Below are 20,692 nucleotides of genomic sequence, written 5' to 3'. Positions count from 1 at the left end.
ATCATATTCTTTTTTCCAACAATAAAAACTTATTTTTGCACCATAATTATTAACACAACCATATTATTATGTCAGATACAATCGAAAAAATTAAATGCCTTATTATTGGTTCTGGTCCGGCAGGTTACACTGCTGCGATTTATGCTGCCAGAGCAAATATGAATCCGGTTCTATATCAGGGAATGCAGCCAGGAGGTCAGCTGACAACTACAAATGAAGTGGAGAACTTTCCGGGTTATGTTGATGGAGTTACAGGACCTGAAATGATGATTCAATTGCAAGAGCAAGCCAAACGTTTTGGTTCTGATATTCGTGACGGATGGGCAACAAAAGTTGATTTTTCAGGAGAAATTAAGAAAGTTTGGATTAATGATAAAATAGAATTACACTGTCAAACGGTCATTATTTCGACTGGCGCTTCAGCTAAATATTTGGGATTACCTTCAGAACAGCATTATTTGAATATGGGTGGAGGAGTTTCTGCCTGTGCGGTTTGCGACGGATTTTTCTACCGTAATCAGGAAGTAGTAATTGTAGGAGCCGGGGATTCTGCCTGTGAAGAGGCGCATTACTTGTCTAAATTATGCAAAAAAGTAACGATGCTGGTAAGAAGCGAAAAATTCAGGGCTTCAAAAATTATGGAAGAACGTGTTCGTAAAACTGAAAACATTGAGATTTTAATGAATCACGATACGGTTGAAGTTTTAGGTGACGGAAATGTAGTGCACGCTATCAAAGCTTTAAACAAAACTACTGCGGAAGTAATTGAAATTCCTGCAACAGGGTTTTTCGTGGCAATTGGTCACAAACCAAATACAGATATTTTTAAAGATTACATCACACTTGATGAAACAGGATATATTGTGAATGTTCCTGGAACATCTAAAACAAATGTTGAAGGTGTTTTTGTAGCCGGAGATGCTGCAGATCATGTATATCGACAGGCAATTACTGCTGCGGGAACCGGATGTATGGCCGCACTTGATGCAGAACGCTATCTGGCTGCTAAAGAATAAAGATTCAGTTTCAGGTTTCTTTGTTTAAAGTTTCAAGTTGTTGGAGTTATCTAGAATTCCGCAAAAATAAAAAATTCCATTCGTAATGCGAATGGAATTTTTTATTTGCTGAAACCTGAAACCTGAAACCTGAAACCTGAAACCTGAAACCTGAAACCTGAAACCTGAAACCTGAAACCTGAAACCTGAAACCTGAAACCTGAAACCTGAAACCTGAAACCTGAAACCTGAAACCTGAAACCTGAAACCTGAAACCTGAAACTTTTTTTATTTAATCTTCTTGATCAGTTTAGCTTCTTCACTAAAACGCGTGAGCTGAATTGTTGGTTTGCCCAAAAGCGAAACTTCGGCTTTGTCTCCAATAGCAAGCGAAATTGAAGTTTCTGCCAATACAGTTCCGATTGCATTGTTTTCAGCTGTAAAATTGGCTTCTTTAATGGTAAATTTACTTCCGGTGAAAGTCGAATTGTTATCTATACGAACGCTTCCTTTTTCAGCAACACCTTCGATAGCAGCATTTGCTTTCTGGTATAAATCACATTTGAATTTAATTGCGGAAACCAAAGATTTTATAGAAGAATTTTTGCTTAATTGTAAATAAGCGTCCTCGGCTTTTAAATTTATTTCCGATTTAGATTTGTCATCTGCAGCTAAACTGAATTTCTTTGCATTTATATTCAAAAGCAACTTAGAATAATCAAAACTGTTAAATGTAATATCGTCTAACTGAAGTTCCTGAATAGCATATACTACAGCTTCATTTTTAGTAATTACCTTTGCTAATGATTTAGTATAAGTAACGCGGACTGACATTTTTTTAAAAATAGTAGACTGTTTTGAAGTGTACAAACGAAGCGTTTTTTCTCTCAAATCCATCCCGATAATATCATGTAAATTATCATCGGCTTCAATTTTTATTTCGTTTTTTTCACCCCTCTCCAAATAAACTTCAATATTATCATCTACTTCCAGGGCATCAAAATCACCAACTTCTTTTATGGATGTGGTGACAATTTTAGAACCTTTTATTTTCTCTCTCTTTTGTGCAAAAGTTAAAGTCGTAACTAATAGTAGTAAGAATAGTGCTGTTCTATTTTTCATTAATTCTAAATTTTGATTTTGACAAATATAAAAAAATCATCCACTTTTTGATGAATGATTTCTTTTATATTTAACACTTCAATAGTGTTATGCTTTACTGACACTGCCTCCTGAATTTTCAGATTTTTCAATTGTTTTAGGAGATGAATCATAATTAATGCTTGCGCCGCTTGAAGCATCTCCTTTTAATCGCAAAATAGGATGAACACTTATACTCGCGCCGCTTGACGCATCTGCTTCTACTTCGTTTGCCAATAATTTTTCTGCATTAATACTCGAACCGCTAGAGGCCGATGTTTTAATTTTTAATGCTTTTCCTTGTAAATTTATAGTACTTCCGCTTCCTGAATCACAAGTAATATTATCAGATTCTACGTTGACATCTATTGTAGAAGCACTGGATGATTCCAGACTTATATTTTCTCCCTGAATTACATTTTTGTTATGTACAGATGAGGCACTCGAAGCTTCGATTTTGTCAATAACCGGCATTTTTACAGTTACTTTTTTAGTAACATTGTTAAATGAACTGAATTTGCATGAAATTACCAAAGTTCCGTTTTGAACTTTTGTCGTAATCTCTTTTTGAATATTATCGTCTGCTTCAACAATAATTTCTGTAGAATCCGATTGTTCAATAACTAAATCAATGGCATTGCTGACAGATACATTTTTAAAATCACCCTGAACAATTCTTTTTTCGGTAGTAACATTTCCGCTGCCTTCAATGGAATTGATGTTAAAGTTGCATGAAGCGAACAATAATGCAGTGATAGCTGCAATAATAAATTTCGTAATATGAATGATTATTTTTATCATGGCTTAGTTAATTTTGATTATAACTCCGTTTTTGTCAGTGGTTAGTCTTCCTTTACCTTTTTTTGCACTTAAAACTTCTTCACCGTTAATTTTAATTGAAACTTCTTTTACAGTATCATTTACAATAGTATCTTCTTCCACATCATTGTATTCGTCTTCATCAGCAGGACAGTTCAGACATTTTATTTTAGAACCCTCAACTTTGTAGTTGTAGTTTCCGCTAAAGTGTAAGTTGAAAAAATCATCTTCAGATTCGTCATAATCCTGTATCGAAGCATCCGGTTTAAATAATTGTCCTTCTGGTAAGTACAAATACACATCGACCTCCTGACCTCTGAATTTGTTTTTGACGTCTGTAAGAAAATAATTATCCAAAATTAAATAATTTCCTTTAACTGCAATATTATAATTGATTTTTTCTGCTCTTTTTTTGGCATTCGTAAACGAATTTCCTCTCGCGCTTTTTTCTATTTGCAGATAAGGGACAGCCTCATCAGTGTGTAAGACATGCAACCGGACATCATTTGAATAAATCAGATCATTGTTGGCAGAATCCTGGACGAACTCAAAGTCTCTATGATGGTTCAGATCTTTTGCATAATAGTCATTGTATCTGAATTTTACATATAGTGTGTCTTTCGGACTAATATTGATTGTCTTTTTTTCTACAGTTTTATTATCGTATGATATTTCTGTAGCTTGTTTTATTCCAATGCTAATGGCAATCGCAACAGCTATAATCCAGACTGCCAGTAGAGTATATTTGGCAATGTTTCCGATAGTTTTTGTATTTGGTGAAAGCAATTTGAAACCCAGAAGTGTCAGAAAGAAAAACGGAATTCCAACAGCAAAGAACATCAGTAAGCCAAATGACCAGATTGGATATTCAGTAAAATTGCCGGCTTCGATAAAGTTTTGCCATGGAAAATCAATAAAAATATTTGTTCCCAAAGTAAATACTCCAATAAATAACATGATTAAGGTTAAAATCCCTGATATAATCAGAATCACGCCAAGAAATTTAGCAAAAATTTTAAAAACCGTCATCACAAAGTCTCCAAATGAACTACTTATTCTCCCGGCTCCCGACTTTACCTGGTTTCCCATTTTGTCATAATCTGCATTTTTAAATTTATCAGACAATGAGTCAATCTCTTCACGAACTTTTTTTTCGATGTTTGAAATCGTGACAGGTTCTCCTGTCATCTCCAGTTTTTCTGAGGTTGTAACCGCCTCAGGAGTTACAACCCATAATACAAAATAAGCCAGTATTCCGGTTCCGAAACCTGCAAAAACGAAGATTAGAAATATAATTTTTATCCATACAGCATCTATTCCAAAATAGTGTCCTAAACCTGTTGCAACTCCGCCAATCATACCTTTTTCTTTGTCACGGTATAATTTTTTGTGTTTTCTGTTATCATAATTAAAAGACTGATTAGTGCTTTCTTCGTCCTCAAGTCTGTAATCTTCAGGCTGTCCCATTACCGCAATCACCTCATCAACATCTTTTAAGCCAACAACATGTTTTTCGCTTTTTTGTTTTTCTGTTAAAAGTTCAGAAACACGCATTTCAATGTCTTTAATAATTTCATCTTGTCCGGATGAATTGTTTAACGATCGCTTAATTGCGTCAAAATAGCGTGTTAATTTTAAGTATGCATCTTCATCGATGTGAAAAAACATCCCGCCTAAGTTAATATTTACTGTTTTGTTCATGATTATTGATTTTGATTGGTGATTAGTTTTACGGCATCAGACAATTCTGTCCAGGTTCCGCTTAATTCGTTTAAAAATGTCTGCCCTATTTCGGTTAGTCCGTAATATTTTCTGGGCGGTCCTGAGGTCGATTCCTCCCAGCGATAATTCAGCAGACCGTCGTTTTTTAGCCTCGTTAATAAAGGGTAAACAGTTCCCTCAACAACTAATAATTTCGCGTTTTTTAAAGTGTCTAATATCTCAGAGGTGTATGCGTCTTTTTCTTTCAGTACTGATAAGATGCAAAACTCAAGAACACCTTTGCGCATCTGTGCTTTCGTGTTTTCAATGTTCATAATTTCATTTTGTTATTTTGATTGAACAATTCGTTTTTTGATTGATGATTTTGATTGATGATTGATTTTTTCAGGAGCTGTTTCCTGCTATCCGCTTTATCTTTTGTGGCGAACCCCGCCACAAAAGGATACCGCTTCTATCAGGGCTAAAACTCCGGTATTCATAAGAACTTTTAATCTTGTCAGGCTGAGCGAAGTCGAAGCCCTTTTTTTTAATTACTTGATAAAAGGAATCGTTAACGGATATTTGTATAACTCTCCGTTTGAGGCTTTTATCGAAGCATAAATCACTAAAAAGAATTCAACAAACTTTAATAATCCAAAAAGAACAACTGCTGTAATACCCACACTTAATAGACCAATATTTCCCTGTAGGTTAAAATTTCTGATGATGAAATCTTCATCATTAATAATTGCTTCTATAGGAAGATTCTGCAAAAATACAGTTACAAAAACCGGAATTGCAATAAGTGCTAAAATCAAAGTGTATAGCAATAAGCTTAACTGAAAGTTCAAAGTCTGCTTTCCGTGGTGATCTGCAAATTCAGATTTGTCTTTGTAATTCGTCCAGATAATTAGGGGAAAAATATAATTCCCAAACGGAATAATATACTGACTTAATGCACTCAAATGAGTAAATGCTGCTGTATTCTTTTCTGATGTTTTTTCCATGATGAGTGGTGTTGATGTTTCCATGATTAAAAGTATATAGTAATTTCTTATGCAAATATATATCTAAAAGACAGTATCTTGTTTTGCATAGTACCATATATTAACAAAATTTTAACAAATTTAAAATTTGTAATACACATATAATTTATTGAAAATCACTTGAAGCACTTGATTTTATTGGGTTTGCTTGAAAGTATAATGAATTTATTGTGCGCGCATAGTTTTTTTGTATTTTTACATAAAAAATATATCAAATGGCAGTTTCAGTTTCTAAACTCAATAAATTTGTGTTGTTCAAATTACCTTCAGCTTACTTTTGCGGAGTGCGTGTAAAATATATAAACGACAACAGTTGTACAGTAACCGTAAAGCACAGATGGATTAATCAAAACCCTTTTAACTCCATGTATTTTGCAGTTCAGGCAATGGCAGCTGAACTAACAACAGGCGCTTTGGTAATCTCACAAATTCAGGAAAGCGGAAAGAAAATCTCTATGCTGGTTGCCAATAATAAAGGAAACTTCACAAAAAAAGCTACAGGCAGAATTACATTTGTCTGTAACGACGGGCATTTAATTGCTGAAGCTATCAGGAGAACGATAGAAACCGGAGAAGGACAGACGTTCTGGATGAAATCTGTAGGGACAAACGAACAAGGTGTTCAGGTTTCTGAAATGGATTTTGAATGGAGTGTCCGCTTAAAATAATTCAACTATCATTTATAACAAAAAAGACCTCAATTTGAGGCCTTTTTTGTTTAAATTATTCAATTTATTTTTTTTTACAACAAGATTTTTTTTCTGTTGCAGTCTTTTTGCAGCAAGATTCTTTTTTTGCTTTTTCTTTCGCTGGTTTGCTTTCCTGAGCCTGAATGCTAATTGTAAACAATGCGATTGCTAATACGGTAAATAGTTTTTTCATTAGTATATAGTTTAATTGTTAATGATTGCCATCGCCAAATATAATAAGATTTAGTTTGATCATTCTGAAGATTTAGTTAAATAGTGGAATTAACATCGCCAAACTCATTAAAATCATCAGCCCGTCTTCTATAATAGTTACAGTACTCATTGGTAAATTGAAAACAGTTCCTAAACAGGCGCACTGAATCTTCTTTTTATTCAAAACCGATTGTAAAACACCAATAATGCTGAAACTCATTACAATAAAAGTAACGGTATTTGTAATTATCGGATCAAAATTAAGCAGATAAGAAATTCCTAATCCAAGCTCTAAAAATGCGTAGGCATATCCCCAGGCCGGAATTTTTTTTGCCAAAACATCATACATACGATAACTCTCAGCAAAGCCTTTTAGGCTGAGCAATTTAAAAAATGAAAAAACGATAAAGAATCCTGCCATAAAGTGCTGCATGGACTGCATCCAGTCAAAATGATGATTTGTTGACTGAATCAGAACCGTAACCAGACTAATATAAAAGAAAATCAATAAAATGGGTTTGTAGGTTTCGAACCAGGATCCTGTTTCTGAAGCAATCTCATGAGGATTGTTAATTTCTGAAATTTGATATTTACTGTCTAAAGCATTTTGAAGACTGGCTAACGAAAGATGTTTTGTCATAGTTACAGTTGCGGTTCCGTTATCTTTTGAAACTATGGCATTTGTGATGTTGTCTTGTGCTTCTAATGCTTTCTTCACTTTTTCCTCGCAGCTGTTGCAAGTCATTCCGCTGATTTGATACGTATGTGTCATAATATTTGATTTCGGATTAAAAAACAAATTTCCGAACAATGACACACTTGTAATTGTAAAATTTTGGGAATGATTTGCAAGATTTACAATTTTTTTAACCGCAAGGATCGCAAGGTTTTTGATGCGCCATGTTTTATAAAACACAAAGTTCGCAAAGTTTTTTTTTTTAAGTGAAACTTTGCGAACTTTGTGTAAATCCCTTGCAGACTTTGCGGTTAAACTACAAATTCTCTATCTGAATACGTTTTCTGTCTTTCAATTGTTTAAAATAGGTAGGGGTAAAACCAGTTACTTTTTTAAACTGATTGCTTAAATGTGCCACATTGCTGTAATTTAAAATATCGGCTATTTCACTTAACGAAAGTTCATTGTAAATGATTAATTCTTTTACTTTTTCTATTTTTTGGCTGATAAAATATTTTTCAATTGTTGTGTTTTCAACTTCAGAGAAAAGGTTACTCAGCGAATTGTAATCCTGATTTAGGTTTTCGGACAAATATTCAGACAAGTTCGTTCTTAAATCATTGTTTTTATAATGAACCAAATCAATAATCAGTGTTTTGATTTTCTCGATTGTTTTACTTTTTTTATCATCAATTAAATCAAAGCCCAACGGGCGTAAATGTTTTAAAAGTTCTTTTTTTTGATCTTCTGTTATGGTATTCTGAAGCTCAACTTCACCTAATTCAACAGAAATTGTCTGAAGCCCGAGCTTTTCAAACTCAGATTTTATTACCATTTTGCATCTGCCGCAAACCATGTTTTTGACATATAATTTCATTTTGAATGATATAATTGATATTTTAAAAATTTCCGGATAATAAATTTACTGATAAATAATGTAAGTGTGCAGGTATTGTTTCATATGACTATCCTAAATTTGAATCTGGAAAATTTAGTTTTTTCTATTTGCTATGAAAAATATTCTTATTGTACTCTCATTAGGAGGCATAACTATTGGTATAATTGAATTTATAATGATGGGTTTGTTAGCTAACATTGCTTCAGATATTAAAGTTTCAATTCCGGTTGCTGGGTATTTAATGCGCTTTCGGATCATAGCGGCCAATTATAACTTTTTATTTGCCTTTGGATTTCTTTCGGGATAACTTTTGTTTTGATGCAAACGATAAAAATGCTTAACCTTTCAATAAATTATATATGAGTTGGATTAATTGCATGTTGGTGTTGAATGTATAAATAAAATGTTGGGCGAAATATTAAAAACATATTGTCAGAAAACTATTTAAAATAGTATTTTAACTAAAATTATTATAGGAAATTTTTAAATGCAATCGATTGAATTTTGTTTAATTATATTTCATTTATAAAAAAATAAAAGATTATTTATTGGATTTACTGACTTAAAATTACGAATTTGACATTTTAGAATACTTAATTTTTTTATAAATAATTTTTTTTATGATTTTTTTGTGAAATATAATTTTTAATACAAAAAAAAATTTTATGTTTGTGTAATCGATTACAGACTACTTATTTGTTTTTTAAAAGGTCTGTTTTTCCTTTTATTTCAGTGCTTTACGAGGATAAATGAAAAACAGATATAATAACAATTTGTAGAAAAGTATAATTTAAACCGTAAAGTAAACTTAACAAACAATTAATCACAAACTAAACAGTAAACTATGAATTTAAAAGAGTTATTTAATAAAAGAACAAATTGTTATCTGGCAATTGTTTTCTTATTGTGCATGCTTGCCAGTACTAAGGTAAATGCACAGGACTTAACAGTTGAAGGTGTTGTAAAAGATGCGTCAGGTTTGACCTTGCCTGGAGTAAATGTTTTAGAAAAAGGTTCGAAAAATGGTGTCGCAACTGATTTTGACGGAAAGTATAAAATCAAATTATCAAATTCAAAAGCAACTTTGGAATTTTCATTTATTGGATTCACAACTCAGAATGTTGCCGTTGCCGGAAAAAAAACAATAAATATCGTTTTGGCTGAAGAAGCAAATGCTTTAAATGAAGTAGTTGTTGTTGGATATGGAACGGTTAAAAAATCTGATTTGACAGGAGCTGTATCGACTATTTCTGGAAATACTTTAGCTAAAATCCCTGTTTCAAACGTTTCTGAAGCATTAACGGGTAGATTAGCTGGAGTGAATGTTACAAGTTCAGAAGGCTCGCCTGATGCTGAAATTAAAATTAGAGTGCGTGGAGGTGGTTCTCTTACTCAGGATGCTTCACCTTTAATTATAGTTGATGGTTTTCCTGTTAGCAGCATGAACGATATAGCAGCCTCTAATATTGAATCAATGACGGTTTTAAAGGATGCTTCTTCTACAGCAATTTATGGATCGCGTGGTGCAAACGGTGTTATTATTATTACTACTAAAACTGGTAAAAATGGTAAAATGGATATTAGTTTCAATGCCTTTTATGGTATGAAAACACTGGCAGATGAGATAGATGTATTGGCACCGGATGATTACGTAAACTGGCAATATGAATACGCAATGTTAACTAATACTGATAATACAGTTTTGAGTAATCCTGACTCTTACACCAAATATTTTGGTAACTGGCAGGATCGTGATTTGTATGAGGGAGTAAAGGGAGATAATTGGCAGAAACAGCTTTTTGGACGCACAGGCGAGGTTCAAAGCCGCGATTTAGGAATTCGTGGAGGAACAGAGAAATTAAGTTATAATTTTAATTATACGCTCTACGATGAAAAATCGATTATGAAAGGATCAACTTATAAAAGAAACAACCTTTCATTGGCTTTAAAGAATAAAACTAGTGATAAAGTCGATTTAGGCTTCACTGTTCGCTATTCAGATACTAAAATATTAGGATCAGGAGTTAACGAGCAAAATGAAAAATCTTCAACAGATTCGCGTTTACGTAACGCATTAGGTTATTCACCTGTTCCAATTCAGGAAATAGGATCTGTAAATGTAGATCCGGATGTAAATGATTTAGTAAATCCTTTTGTGTCTTTAGTAGATAATGATCGTGAACAGTATAGAAAAAACTTTAATATGCTGGGTAGTCTTGGCTGGGAAATTATAAAAAACTTAAAGTTTAAAAGTGATATAGGTCTTGATAATTATAATAATTTAGATTACCGTTTTTATGGTTCTTCAACTTATTTTTCATCAACAGCGAAAATTGGTGCGGGAAAACCTGGTATGGTTATGAGTGATCGTAAAGATGTAAGTTTTAGAAATGCTAATACATTGAATTATGATTTTAAAGAATTACTTGGTGAAAATCATAATTTAACGGTGCTTGTGGGTGAAGAGTCAATTACGAAAAGTTCTAACAACGTTACGTCTACCTTTCTTAAATTTCCTGATTTCTTTCATTTAGCAGAAGCTAAAATATTAACAACACAAGGAACGCCTTTGTCGGTTGATAATTATTATAGTGCGGATGATAAATTGTTATCATTTTTTGGACGATTGAATTACGATTTTAAAGATCGTTATATTTTTACAGCGACATTCCGTGCCGATGGATCCAGTAAATTTGCCGGATCAAATCGTTGGGGGTATTTCCCGGCAGCAGCAGCAGCATGGAAAATTTCGCAAGAAGATTTCTTAAAAGATGTTTCATGGCTAGATCTTCTTAAAGTTAGAATAAGTTATGGTGAAGCGGGTAATAATAATATACCTGTAGGACAAACGATTCAGACTTTTGATTCTACTGCTAATCAATGGATTAATAATATTGATAATTACTGGGCTGCTCCAAAAATCATGTCTAATCCTAATTTGAAATGGGAAACGACAATTACGCAAAATATTGGTTTGGATTTTGGATTTTTCAAGAATCGTTTAAATGGTACTTTAGATATCTACAAAAACCTAACACAAGATTTGCTGCTTGGTTTTCCAGTAGGGGGTAGTGGTTATGATACACAATATAGAAATATGGGGGAAACTCAAAATACTGGTCTTGAGGCTACTTTGAATTTTGCGGCAATAGAGAAAAAAGACTTTGGCTTGAATTTTTCTTTTAACATTGGATTCAATAAAAATCGCATAAATTCTTTAGGAGTTATGGATAACTTCTTAACAAGTAGTACGTGGACTTCTGATATAACAGCTGATTATGCAGTATATGCAGGTTCGCCTTTAGGACTTATGTACGGTTATGTTAGTGATGGGCGTTATGAAGTTTCAGACTTTGATTACAATGGGTCAAGTTATGCTTTAAAATCAGGGGTTGTAAATTCAGAAGTTGTTGGAACATTACGCCCTGGTTCTATGAAATTAAAAGATTTAGATGGGGATAATAAAATTACGGCAGCAGACAGAAGAGTTATCGGTGACGCAAATCCTAAAAATACAGGTGGTTTTATAATTAATGGAAATGCATATGGCTTTGACCTTTCAGCTGCTTTTAACTGGAGCTACGGAAATGATATTTATAATGCAAACAAATCAGAATTTACTACGGCCAATAGAAATGGAAAATATAAAAATTTAAGTACTGATATGGCAGATGGCGTAAGATGGACAAATATTGATCCTGCTACAGGGCAAATAGTTAATAATCCAACAGACTTGGCTGCTTTAAATGCAAATACAACCATGTGGTCTCCATATATGACTAACTTTTTATTTACAGATTATGCTGTTGAAGATGGATCATTTATTAGATTAAATACTTTGACATTAGGTTACACAATGCCAGAGTCACTTACTTCTAAAATTCATGCAGCCAAATTAAGATTTTATTGTACTGCAACTAATGTGTTTTTGCTGACAAACTATTCTGGTCCGGATCCAGAGGTTTCCACAAGAAGAAAATCACCACTTACCCCTGGTGTTGATTATTCAGCATATCCGAGAAGCAGACAGTTCGTGTTTGGTTTAAATCTTAATTTCTAATTTAAATTATCAGAAAATGAAACATAAAATAATAATAGCAGGTTTGATAATATCAGGTTTTTTGACTTCGTGTCAGGAATATGCTGATGATTTTTTAGACGCACCTGCACAGTCAACTTTAGATGAAAAAGCTCTTTTTTCTAACGCAGGGCTAGCCAAAGGAGCGATAGATGGAATAAAACAATCTTTTGCAGAAACAGATTCATACAGAGGAAGACTTTTGGCTTACCAAGGATTGAATAGTGATGTAGAATGGTTTCTAAATTCATCAACTCCGGGTGTTAAGACCGATTTGGTCGTATACGATACGAAAGCGGGTAATACAGAAATGAATAAAGCGGTAAATGTATGGGCAAAAATGTATGAAGGAATCGAGCGTGCAAATTTGTGTATTAGAGGCATACGTGCTTATGGTAATCCGTCACCAGGAAATGAGATGGGCCAATTATTAGGTGAAGCATTAACTTTGCGTGCTGTTTACTATGCGGATTTAATTAGAAATTGGGGAGATGTTCCAGCTCGTTTTGAGCCTGTTACAAATTCTACCATTTATATACCTAAAACAAGCCGTGATATAATTTACAAACAATTGATCGCAGATTTGGGTGAGGCGTCGACATTAGTTGCCTGGCCAAATGAAACAGCCGCAACGGCAACCGTTGAATATGTGAATAAAGCTTTTGTAAAAGGATTAAGAGCACGTTTGGCTATGATGGCAAGTGGATATCAACAATATCCTGACGGAGTACGCAGAAGTACAGATCCTGATCTTTCAGTGGAGAAAATGTATAAGTTAGCTTTGGATGAGTGCCGTTTGGTTATTCAGAGTGGCACCGCGCATTTAGACAATTCTTTCGAAGGATTATGGAAAAAATATAACCAAGATTACATTATTGCAGGAGGAGAATCACTTTGGGAAATTCCTTTTATAAATACCAGAGGTAGAATGTTATACACATTTGCAGTAAAGCATGATACCAAAGATCAGTTTCAAATCATGACTGACAGTAATGGAGGAAGTGCAGGACCCTTACCATTTGTTTATTACGATTACGATAAAGCAGACACGAGAAGAGATGTAACCTGTGTGCCTTACAAATGGGGTAAAGCTGTTGATAATGTTGCAAAACAGGAACTTACGGATTTGCAAGTGTGGTATTTTGGAAAATACAGATACGAATGGATGAGTAGAATTCCTTCTGCTCCTTCAGACGATGGTGTAAATAAAATTTATATGCGTTATGCTGAAGTACTGCTAATTGCTGCTGAGGCTGCAAATGAAATAGAAGGAGCTACTGCTGCTGCACCTTATTTAAAAGAAATTCGTTCAAGAGCCTTTGCTGCAGCTGATCGTCCTGTAAAAGTTGAAAATTATGTAAATGCTCTAACTGGCAAAGTAGATATGATGAATGCAATTATCAATGAATATCAGTATGAATTTACAGGAGAAATGGAACGTAAGTTTGCACTAATTCGTTGGAATTTACTAAAGACTAAGTTGGATGAAGCCAAAGTTAAAATGGCCGATTTAAAAACAAGATCTGGTAATTACAGTGATGTTCCTAAAACGCTATATTACAAATATAAAGCAGACAATATTTCTCTTGATATATATGGACTGAATCGTGGTGAAACTGCAGATCCTGGAGCTGGATATACGTCTAAAGGTTGGGAAAAACTGGAGGATATTAAAATTACTTCACTTTACAAAGAAGGAAACAATCCTGATAAAAGACAATTTTGGCCAATTTGGCAGGTGTTTATTGAGGGAAGTAATGGTATGTTAAAAAATGATTGGGTTTTTGGTAACTAAAAAATAATAGATAAAATTATATTTTATAATTATGAAAATAAAAAACATATTTAAAGGGCTGTTAGCTACTCTTTTGTTACTTGTATTTTTTACAGGCTGCGAGAGTTACAATGATGCATTGCTTACAGATATTGGAAACAAAAGACTGTTTTCGCCGATTTTGGAAAAACCTCAAATTAGAAATCAAACTAATGTTGAATTAAATTGGGAAACTAGGACTGAAGATGATCACTATGTAATTGAATTTAGTGCAGATGATCCAGAGTTTACTACAATTTTTAAGACAGTAGAAGTTACTGCAGATGAACTGCCTGTGCTGGTTTCATTAGAAGGAGAAACACTTTATTCAATTAGGGTTAAAGCTGTTAGTGCCGGTAAAGAAGATTCAAAATGGTCTGTAACGACTGCTAATACTTTGTCAGAACAATCATTTTTACCATTTCAAGATGGTGATATTCAGGCAAAATCAGTTACACTAAGATGGACTCCGGGTATTAATGTTACAAACATAGTTTTGACTCCTGGTGATGTAACACATGTAATTACAAACGAAGAAAAAGCTGCAGGTGTCGCAACTGTTGGAGGATTAACTCCAGAAGCAAATTATCAGGCAAATTTATACAATGGTACCAAGAAAAGAGGAGCTGCAACTTTCACAACAGCTTATGATTTAGCAGCTGGAGCTATTTTACTTAATACTTCAGATGATATTAAAGCTATTATTGAAGCGGGCGGTTATACTGAATATGTATTTGAACCTGGTGATTATACTTCTCAGGGTGTAAATATTACTTTACCGGCTGGAGCTGTAACTTTTCGTGGTTTAAGAAGTTATGATAAACCTAAATTGAACGTTACTTTCGTAATTCAGGCGGGGTCTTCTAATGTAAGTTTGATTGATTTAGATTTATCTGGTAAAGCTAATACAGCTGCTGTTAAAACTCAAGTGGTTGAATATGCTGCATCTTCAACTTATGGCAAATTGTTAATTAGCGGTTGTACAATTCAAGATTACGGTAAATCATTGGTAGGGGCTATTACAGATGTAAATGCTAAAATTGAATCGATAACAGTCGAAAATTCTATTGTTACAAATGTTTGTGTTTCTGGTGCAACAGGAGATTTTATTGATTTTAGAACATCTTATGTTGGATTAATTGCTTTAAAGTCTAGTACTTTTAATAATTGTGCGACTGGAAGAGCCTTTATTCGTGAAGATGCTTATACAGGATTTGGTAGCACGCTTACATCGAATGTTTTAATTGATAGTTGTACTTTGTATGGTGTTACCAATACAATTTCTGCAAGTGGTTATAATATTCTTTATGTTCGTTTTGTGTCAAATGCTACTATAATACGTAATTCTATTTTTGCTGAAACTATTGCGAGATTTACTAATAACTCTGCAACAGTTATACCAACATTCTCAAATAATAATTATTTCAATGCTGTTACACTTAATACTGGTCCTGTTACAGCTTCAGTAAAAGCTGATACGGGAGGAACAGCTTTAAATCCGGGCTTTACAAATGCAGCAGCAGGTGATTTCACAATTAGTAATCAAACTTTAATTGATAACAAGGTAGGTGATCCACGTTGGATTAAATAAAAAACTTTTTTGTTAATCATAAAAAGGCATGCTGAATTTAACCATTTACGCATGCCTTTTTCTTTCCAAAATAAAATTTAGACAATGAGAATAAAAATGATGTTGAGATTAATAGTGTTTTTTGCACTATTGTCTTGTCAAAAAGATGATGATGCTCCTAATGAAGTTTCACCAGTCCTGATTCAAAAAATTGAAATTCAGGGAACAGATATAACTTCAGGGGTGACTGGTCAAATGACAGCCAAAGTAACGCCGGATAATGCAACAGATAAATCAGTAATATGGAAAGTCTCGGATGCAACAATAGCAGATATTTCTGCTACAGGTTTAATTACGGCCAAGAAAAACGGAACTATTACCGTAACGGCTACAGCAAATGATAAAAGTGCAGTTGTTGTTACCAAAGTGATTAATGTAAAGAGTTTTTCAACTACTCCGATAGCTGATTACGAGGTTTCAACTGTAGCTGAATTAAATACAGCTCTTGGGAAAGTTAAGGCGGGTGAAACAATTGTTTTAAACGGAGGAACTTATGCAATGACTTCAAAAATTACGATAACAACTTCCGGTACTTCCGATAAAATGATTACGCTTAAAGCAAAAGATGGAGCGGCAAGACCAAAATTAGATTTTTCTGCAATGTCGGAAGGTTCAGCTAATCAGGGAATTGTCTTAACTGCAAGTTATTGGCATATCAAAGGGATTGATATTTACAAAGCAGGTGATAACGGAATGCAGGTTAAAGGGAGTAATAACGTAATCGAGTTTATGACTTTCTCAGAATGTTCAGATTCGGGTTTGCAACTGGATAACGGTGCAGCAAACAATACAATACTGAATTGTGATTCGTATTTCAATGCCGATTCATCACTTGAAAATGCTGATGGTTTTGCGTGTAAACTAAATGCAGGCACCGGTAATAAATTTATTGGATGTCGTGCGTGGCAAAATCTGGATGATGGTTGGGATGGTTATTTAAGAGGAACTGATAATATTTCTACGACTTACCAAAATTGCTGGGCTGTTAAAAACGGTTACCTTAAAGATGGAAGTAAAGGAGCCGGAGACGGAAACGGATTCAAAACTGGAGGAAGTGATGATAAACTATTAAAACACAATGCAAAATATACCAATTGTATAGCGGCAGGAAACGTTGCTGATGGTTTCGATCATAACAGTAACCGTGGAGAAGTTACGATTTACAATTGCTCTGCTTATGACAATGGTAGAAGTTATTCTTTCAGCAGCTCGAATCCGTTAGCAAAACTGATTATTAAAAACAGTAATGTATTGGGTGCCTACGGAACAACTCTGGCTGATGTAGTGGATAGTAGCAATAACAGCTGGCAAAACGGAATAACAGTGACCGCTGATGATTTTACAAGTATTGATTATACTCAATTACTTGGAGCGAGAAAAGCAGATGGAAGTTTACCGGATGTAACTTTCTTTCACTTAAAGTCAGACAGTGATATGATCAATAAAGGAGTAGATGTTGGATTACCATTCAACGGTACTTTGCCTGATTTAGGCGCTTTTGAATTTTAGAAAATAAAAACGATCTGTTGGCTTATTAGTTTACCATAATAAGCCAACGGATTTAATATTAACCGTTAATAATAAACAATCAAAAATTTACTAACTATTTTAACCACTATTTATGAAAACAAAATTACACTTATTGCTTATTGCGATACTGCTTTCTGTATCGTTTACTTATGCCCAGAAAACTGATGTCTGGGATTTTGGTGCAACTGCTTTAGATGCCAATTTGTACAACAATCAATTGAATGTGTCAACTTTAAATGGTTTGTTAGGAAGTTCCGGTACAGCTTCTACGTCTAATGTGGTTGGTAATACTACTTTTACGGTAAATGTATTGAGCTGGGTTGGTAGCAGTGACAGATTAAGAACCACAAACACAGCTTTAACACGTTATGATGCGAATGTTGCGAGCGTTCCTGACGCAACTACTTATAGAGGTAGATTGTATGCAAATGGTATACCGTCATTAAGCGCAGGTTTGGCATCATCAAAATATTTATTAATGGATTTAAATGAAGATGATGAGATAACTTTGATTTCCAGATGTGATGCAGAAATAGGGGCATTGACTTTTGCACTTGAATCTAATTATTTGTTGCAAAAAGACTCTTATCCTATAACTTCTGTTTCTGGTGCAACTACTGAGGCGAAGTTTGTTGCCAAAACAAAAGGTAAATATCGAATTTTTGATGTAACTCAAAAAGCTAGTTTTTTTAGGATTTACAGAAAACCCGCAACTTACGCCAATATTACAGGTACAATTGACGAAACTTTAGCTGCCGGAATTCCTGCCGGATATAAAATTTCATTTAAAAATCCTGCAGGAAAAGTTGTTATAGCTGATGTTGCTTCAGGTGCTTATAATGTAAAACTTCCTGCTGGTTATAAATATCAAATAGGATTAGTTGATGCCAATGGCTATATTATTACTAATGGTGAAACAGTAGATGTATTGGCTACAACATCAAATTATAATGTTAAAGTTGAAAAAGTTGATTTGTTTACCTTAACCGGTTCAGTTACTGGCTTAGGAACCGATATTTCAAAATTAAGTTTGACTTATACTCCAAGTGTTTCTAAAGTATATGTACCTAAACCAGTTGTTAATACTGTGAACAGTACTTATACGGTAGATTTAGAAGCTAATACAACATATACTATTTCAGGAGGAGGGGTTAATAATTTTGAAATCTTAGCCAATACAATAAATATTTCTGCAGCTACAAATGCAGATATAGCATTTACACCAAAACAAACATACCCTGTTACAATTAATACAACAGGTTTGGATGCTACGCAAATTAGTAATTTGAAGCTGACTTTTACAAACTTAAACGAAAGCGGCTATGTCTATAATTTTAATTCAGTTTCAGGAATAGCTTTGCGTAATGGAACGTATAGCATTTCTTATACCGGATTAGATAATAATGCAGTGGTAATGACGCTTACTTCTAATTTGAAAGTAAACAATGCAGCAGTTTCTAAAACACTTGATTTTGTGGCTCCGCCTTCAACTGGTAGTTTGCCTTATACTTCGGTACTTGCAGTAGGTACAGACAAACCGTATAAAACGATTAATGCAGCACTTGCAGATGTTGCAAGAATGACGCGTACATCTACGGAGCGTGTAACGATTATGATTGATCCGGGGAATTATGAAGAAATGCTGGTTGTTAGTCAGGCGAATGTGACTTTGAAAAATGCTGCTTCAACTCCAACTATTGAGCTATTGAATAAAGGAGTTGATATTGGAAGCTCATCAGTTAGAATCACTTCTTATTATGGTCATGGATACAATTACTATAGTATGAAAAATCAAAAATGGGATGCTGATGTTTTAAGAGTTAATAAGGAAAATGGATATTTGACTTCAACAAATGCCGGTTCCGGAACTACAAACGGTTCTTATTGGAATGCAACTGTTGTAATAGCAGCAAATGGTTTTGAAGCAAATGATATTATTTTTGAAAATTCGTATAATCAGTATATCTCATTAAAAGAGTCTCAGGATATTGTTGAATTGGCATCTGGTAATAAAGGAGTCCGGCCAACTACGTACAGAAGCACTGCTGTTCAGAACAAATCATTTGTTGAAAGAGCTGCTGCATTAGCTATTGCTAATAATATTGACAAAGTAGTTTTAAATAAATGTAGAGTAGTAGGTCGTCAGGATTCTTTCTTTGGCGGTACAGGATCCAGAGTGGCAGTCTACAAAGGAGTAATGATGGGAGGCACCGATTATATTTTTGGAGGAATGAATGCAGTATTCTATAAAACCGATTTGGCAATGAATACGAGCGAAGATTCTAATGATGTAAGTTATATAACTGCAGCGCAGCAAGCTTCAGGAAGAGGGTATTTGATGTACGAATGTACTGTAACCTCTGCAACTCCGGGTACAGAAACAGCTTCATTATATCGTTCTAAGCCAGGTTATTTTGGCCGTCCATGGTCAGAAAATACTAGTGAAGTGGTTTTTTACAATACTAAAATAGAAACATCCAATAATCCTTCGTTTAATGATTTGTCCTTAATTATGCCTGCTGGATGGATGGCAACGTTAGCTCCCGGTACTGGGCAATCTGCAAAAATGTACGAATACGGAACTATTGAAAATTCAGGCATAAATAATAGCGCAAGCCGTGCAGCATGGTCTACAAAATTGGCAACACCTACATTGGCGGACGCTACCGCCATTACAACTTTAAACTTTACAAAAGGAAGCGATGGCTGGGACCCGTTTCCGCAATTAATTTCTAACGAAAATTTAGGGGTAAAAGACAATACACCAACTTCTGCCGTGAATGTAATTGGATACAAAAATAGAATTATGGTTTCAAATGTGAAATCTGAAACTGCGGTAGCGATTTACAGTATTGCCGGGGCTAAAGTAAAATCATTTAAAACAAGTCAGGATATCGACTTTGAATTCCAAAACGGATTTTGGATTGTTGTGATTAAAGCTGAGGACGGTCAAAAATCAGTAAAAGTTATTACGCATTAAGATTTATTTAATTTGAATTTTTTATAAAAGCAAGCCTCTGAATCTTTTTTGAGGCTTGTTTTTTATTTATTTGTAATTTAGAATAAAATGAATAATTGATTAATTTAAAATGATGTATGTAAAATAAATGGCAAAAATTTTCATAGTTAATAAAAAAAAACTTATTTTTATGTAATCGATTGCAAGTTGATTAATATTGATGAACTATAAAAACTATAAATTATGAAAAGAAAATTACTTTATTTAACTACTGTTTTGCTTTTTTCAGTAGGATTTATTAACGCTCAAACTAAAGTTTGGGATTTTGGGAACGATCGTACAAATTGGCCTTTAGATGCTACAGGAGTAAGTGCAAATAAAGTTGTAGACCTCTTAGGTTTATTTCCTGGTGCTAGCTCTGGTAATTTTGGAAAGTTAATACAGGTACATCTGGTGCTTTTCCTGGAGATGCATATACTGCGGGAGTTAGGTTTCAATTAGGTGG

General features: G+C 34.0%; 17 protein-coding genes. 9 read left to right on the top strand and 8 right to left on the bottom strand.

Annotation, left to right across the window (positions count from 1 at the left end):
- Positions 1-68: 68 nt before the first annotated feature.
- Positions 69-1,016 carry a thioredoxin-disulfide reductase gene (gene trxB, locus GXM17_RS09140; RefSeq protein WP_163399021.1) on the top strand — a complete coding sequence of 316 codons (948 nt, stop codon included), beginning with the start codon at positions 69-71 and terminating at the stop codon, positions 1,014-1,016.
- A 267-nt stretch (positions 1,017-1,283) separates the two neighbouring features.
- Here trxB and GXM17_RS09135 read toward each other — a convergent pair whose 3' ends face one another.
- The 5 genes from GXM17_RS09135 to GXM17_RS09115 form a co-directional block, all read right to left on the bottom strand.
- A complete protein-coding gene (locus GXM17_RS09135) occupies positions 1,284-2,117 on the bottom strand; it encodes a GIN domain-containing protein (protein ID WP_163399020.1) in 834 nt (277 codons plus the stop codon).
- A gap of 87 nt (positions 2,118-2,204) precedes the next feature.
- The gene (locus GXM17_RS09130; RefSeq protein ID WP_163399019.1) at positions 2,205-2,936 is read right to left on the bottom strand and encodes a head GIN domain-containing protein; all 732 of its coding nucleotides are present in this window, start codon (positions 2,934-2,936) and stop codon (positions 2,205-2,207) included.
- Between the two features lie 3 nt (positions 2,937-2,939).
- Positions 2,940-4,655, bottom strand: coding sequence for a PspC domain-containing protein (locus tag GXM17_RS09125; protein WP_163399018.1), 1,716 nt, complete (start codon positions 4,653-4,655; stop codon positions 2,940-2,942).
- A gap of 2 nt (positions 4,656-4,657) precedes the next feature.
- On the bottom strand, positions 4,658-4,990 hold the full coding sequence (locus tag GXM17_RS09120) for a PadR family transcriptional regulator (RefSeq protein ID WP_017498072.1): 333 nt from the start codon (positions 4,988-4,990) through the stop codon (positions 4,658-4,660).
- Between the two features lie 216 nt (positions 4,991-5,206).
- A complete protein-coding gene (locus GXM17_RS09115) occupies positions 5,207-5,662 on the bottom strand; it encodes a DUF4870 domain-containing protein (protein WP_163399017.1) in 456 nt (151 codons plus the stop codon).
- A gap of 254 nt (positions 5,663-5,916) precedes the next feature.
- Between GXM17_RS09115 and GXM17_RS09110 the strand changes: the two genes are divergently transcribed.
- On the top strand, positions 5,917-6,369 hold the full coding sequence (locus tag GXM17_RS09110; protein ID WP_163399016.1) for a DUF4442 domain-containing protein: 453 nt from the start codon (positions 5,917-5,919) through the stop codon (positions 6,367-6,369).
- A gap of 64 nt (positions 6,370-6,433) precedes the next feature.
- On the opposite strand, the gene GXM17_RS09105 is transcribed toward GXM17_RS09110, so the two are convergent.
- The 3 genes from GXM17_RS09105 to GXM17_RS09095 all read right to left on the bottom strand — a co-directional run bounded on the left by GXM17_RS09105 (position 6,434) and on the right by GXM17_RS09095 (position 8,156).
- The gene (locus GXM17_RS09105; RefSeq protein ID WP_163399015.1) at positions 6,434-6,583 is read right to left on the bottom strand and encodes a hypothetical protein; all 150 of its coding nucleotides are present in this window, start codon (positions 6,581-6,583) and stop codon (positions 6,434-6,436) included.
- Between the two features lie 72 nt (positions 6,584-6,655).
- Positions 6,656-7,375, bottom strand: a complete 720-nt coding sequence (locus tag GXM17_RS09100) for a heavy-metal-associated domain-containing protein (RefSeq protein ID WP_163399014.1) — start codon at positions 7,373-7,375, stop codon at positions 6,656-6,658.
- Positions 7,376-7,595: 220 nt separating this feature from the next.
- Entirely contained in the window at positions 7,596-8,156 is a 561-nt protein-coding gene (locus GXM17_RS09095) for a helix-turn-helix domain-containing protein (protein ID WP_163399013.1), read from the bottom strand.
- A gap of 133 nt (positions 8,157-8,289) precedes the next feature.
- Between GXM17_RS09095 and GXM17_RS09090 the strand changes: the two genes are divergently transcribed.
- From GXM17_RS09090 to GXM17_RS09060, 7 genes are all read left to right on the top strand, one after another.
- Positions 8,290-8,484 (top strand): hypothetical protein, encoded by a 195-nt coding sequence (locus GXM17_RS09090; RefSeq protein ID WP_244307365.1) that lies wholly within the window; start codon positions 8,290-8,292, stop codon positions 8,482-8,484.
- Between the two features lie 537 nt (positions 8,485-9,021).
- Positions 9,022-12,237 carry a SusC/RagA family TonB-linked outer membrane protein gene (locus tag GXM17_RS09085; RefSeq protein ID WP_163399012.1) on the top strand — a complete coding sequence of 1,072 codons (3,216 nt, stop codon included), beginning with the start codon at positions 9,022-9,024 and terminating at the stop codon, positions 12,235-12,237.
- Positions 12,238-12,253: 16 nt separating this feature from the next.
- Positions 12,254-14,050: a RagB/SusD family nutrient uptake outer membrane protein gene (locus GXM17_RS09080; protein ID WP_163399011.1), complete on the top strand. Its 1,797-nt coding sequence runs from the start codon at positions 12,254-12,256 to the stop codon at positions 14,048-14,050.
- 31 nt (positions 14,051-14,081) lie between these two features.
- On the top strand, positions 14,082-15,659 hold the full coding sequence (locus tag GXM17_RS09075; RefSeq protein WP_163399010.1) for a DUF5123 domain-containing protein: 1,578 nt from the start codon (positions 14,082-14,084) through the stop codon (positions 15,657-15,659).
- A gap of 84 nt (positions 15,660-15,743) precedes the next feature.
- Positions 15,744-17,207: a right-handed parallel beta-helix repeat-containing protein gene (locus tag GXM17_RS09070; RefSeq protein ID WP_163399009.1), complete on the top strand. Its 1,464-nt coding sequence runs from the start codon at positions 15,744-15,746 to the stop codon at positions 17,205-17,207.
- Between the two features lie 112 nt (positions 17,208-17,319).
- A complete protein-coding gene (locus GXM17_RS09065) occupies positions 17,320-20,208 on the top strand; it encodes a pectinesterase family protein (protein WP_163399008.1) in 2,889 nt (962 codons plus the stop codon).
- A gap of 222 nt (positions 20,209-20,430) precedes the next feature.
- Positions 20,431-20,688: a hypothetical protein gene (locus tag GXM17_RS09060; RefSeq protein WP_163399007.1), complete on the top strand. Its 258-nt coding sequence runs from the start codon at positions 20,431-20,433 to the stop codon at positions 20,686-20,688.
- The last annotated feature ends 4 nt before the right edge of the window (positions 20,689-20,692 follow it).

Origin of the sequence: Flavobacterium fluviatile, from assembly GCF_010645065.1 — a bacterium.
Taxonomy (GTDB): Bacteria; Bacteroidota; Bacteroidia; order Flavobacteriales; family Flavobacteriaceae; genus Flavobacterium; species Flavobacterium fluviatile.
This window is presented reverse-complemented; position numbering and strand designations above follow the sequence as displayed.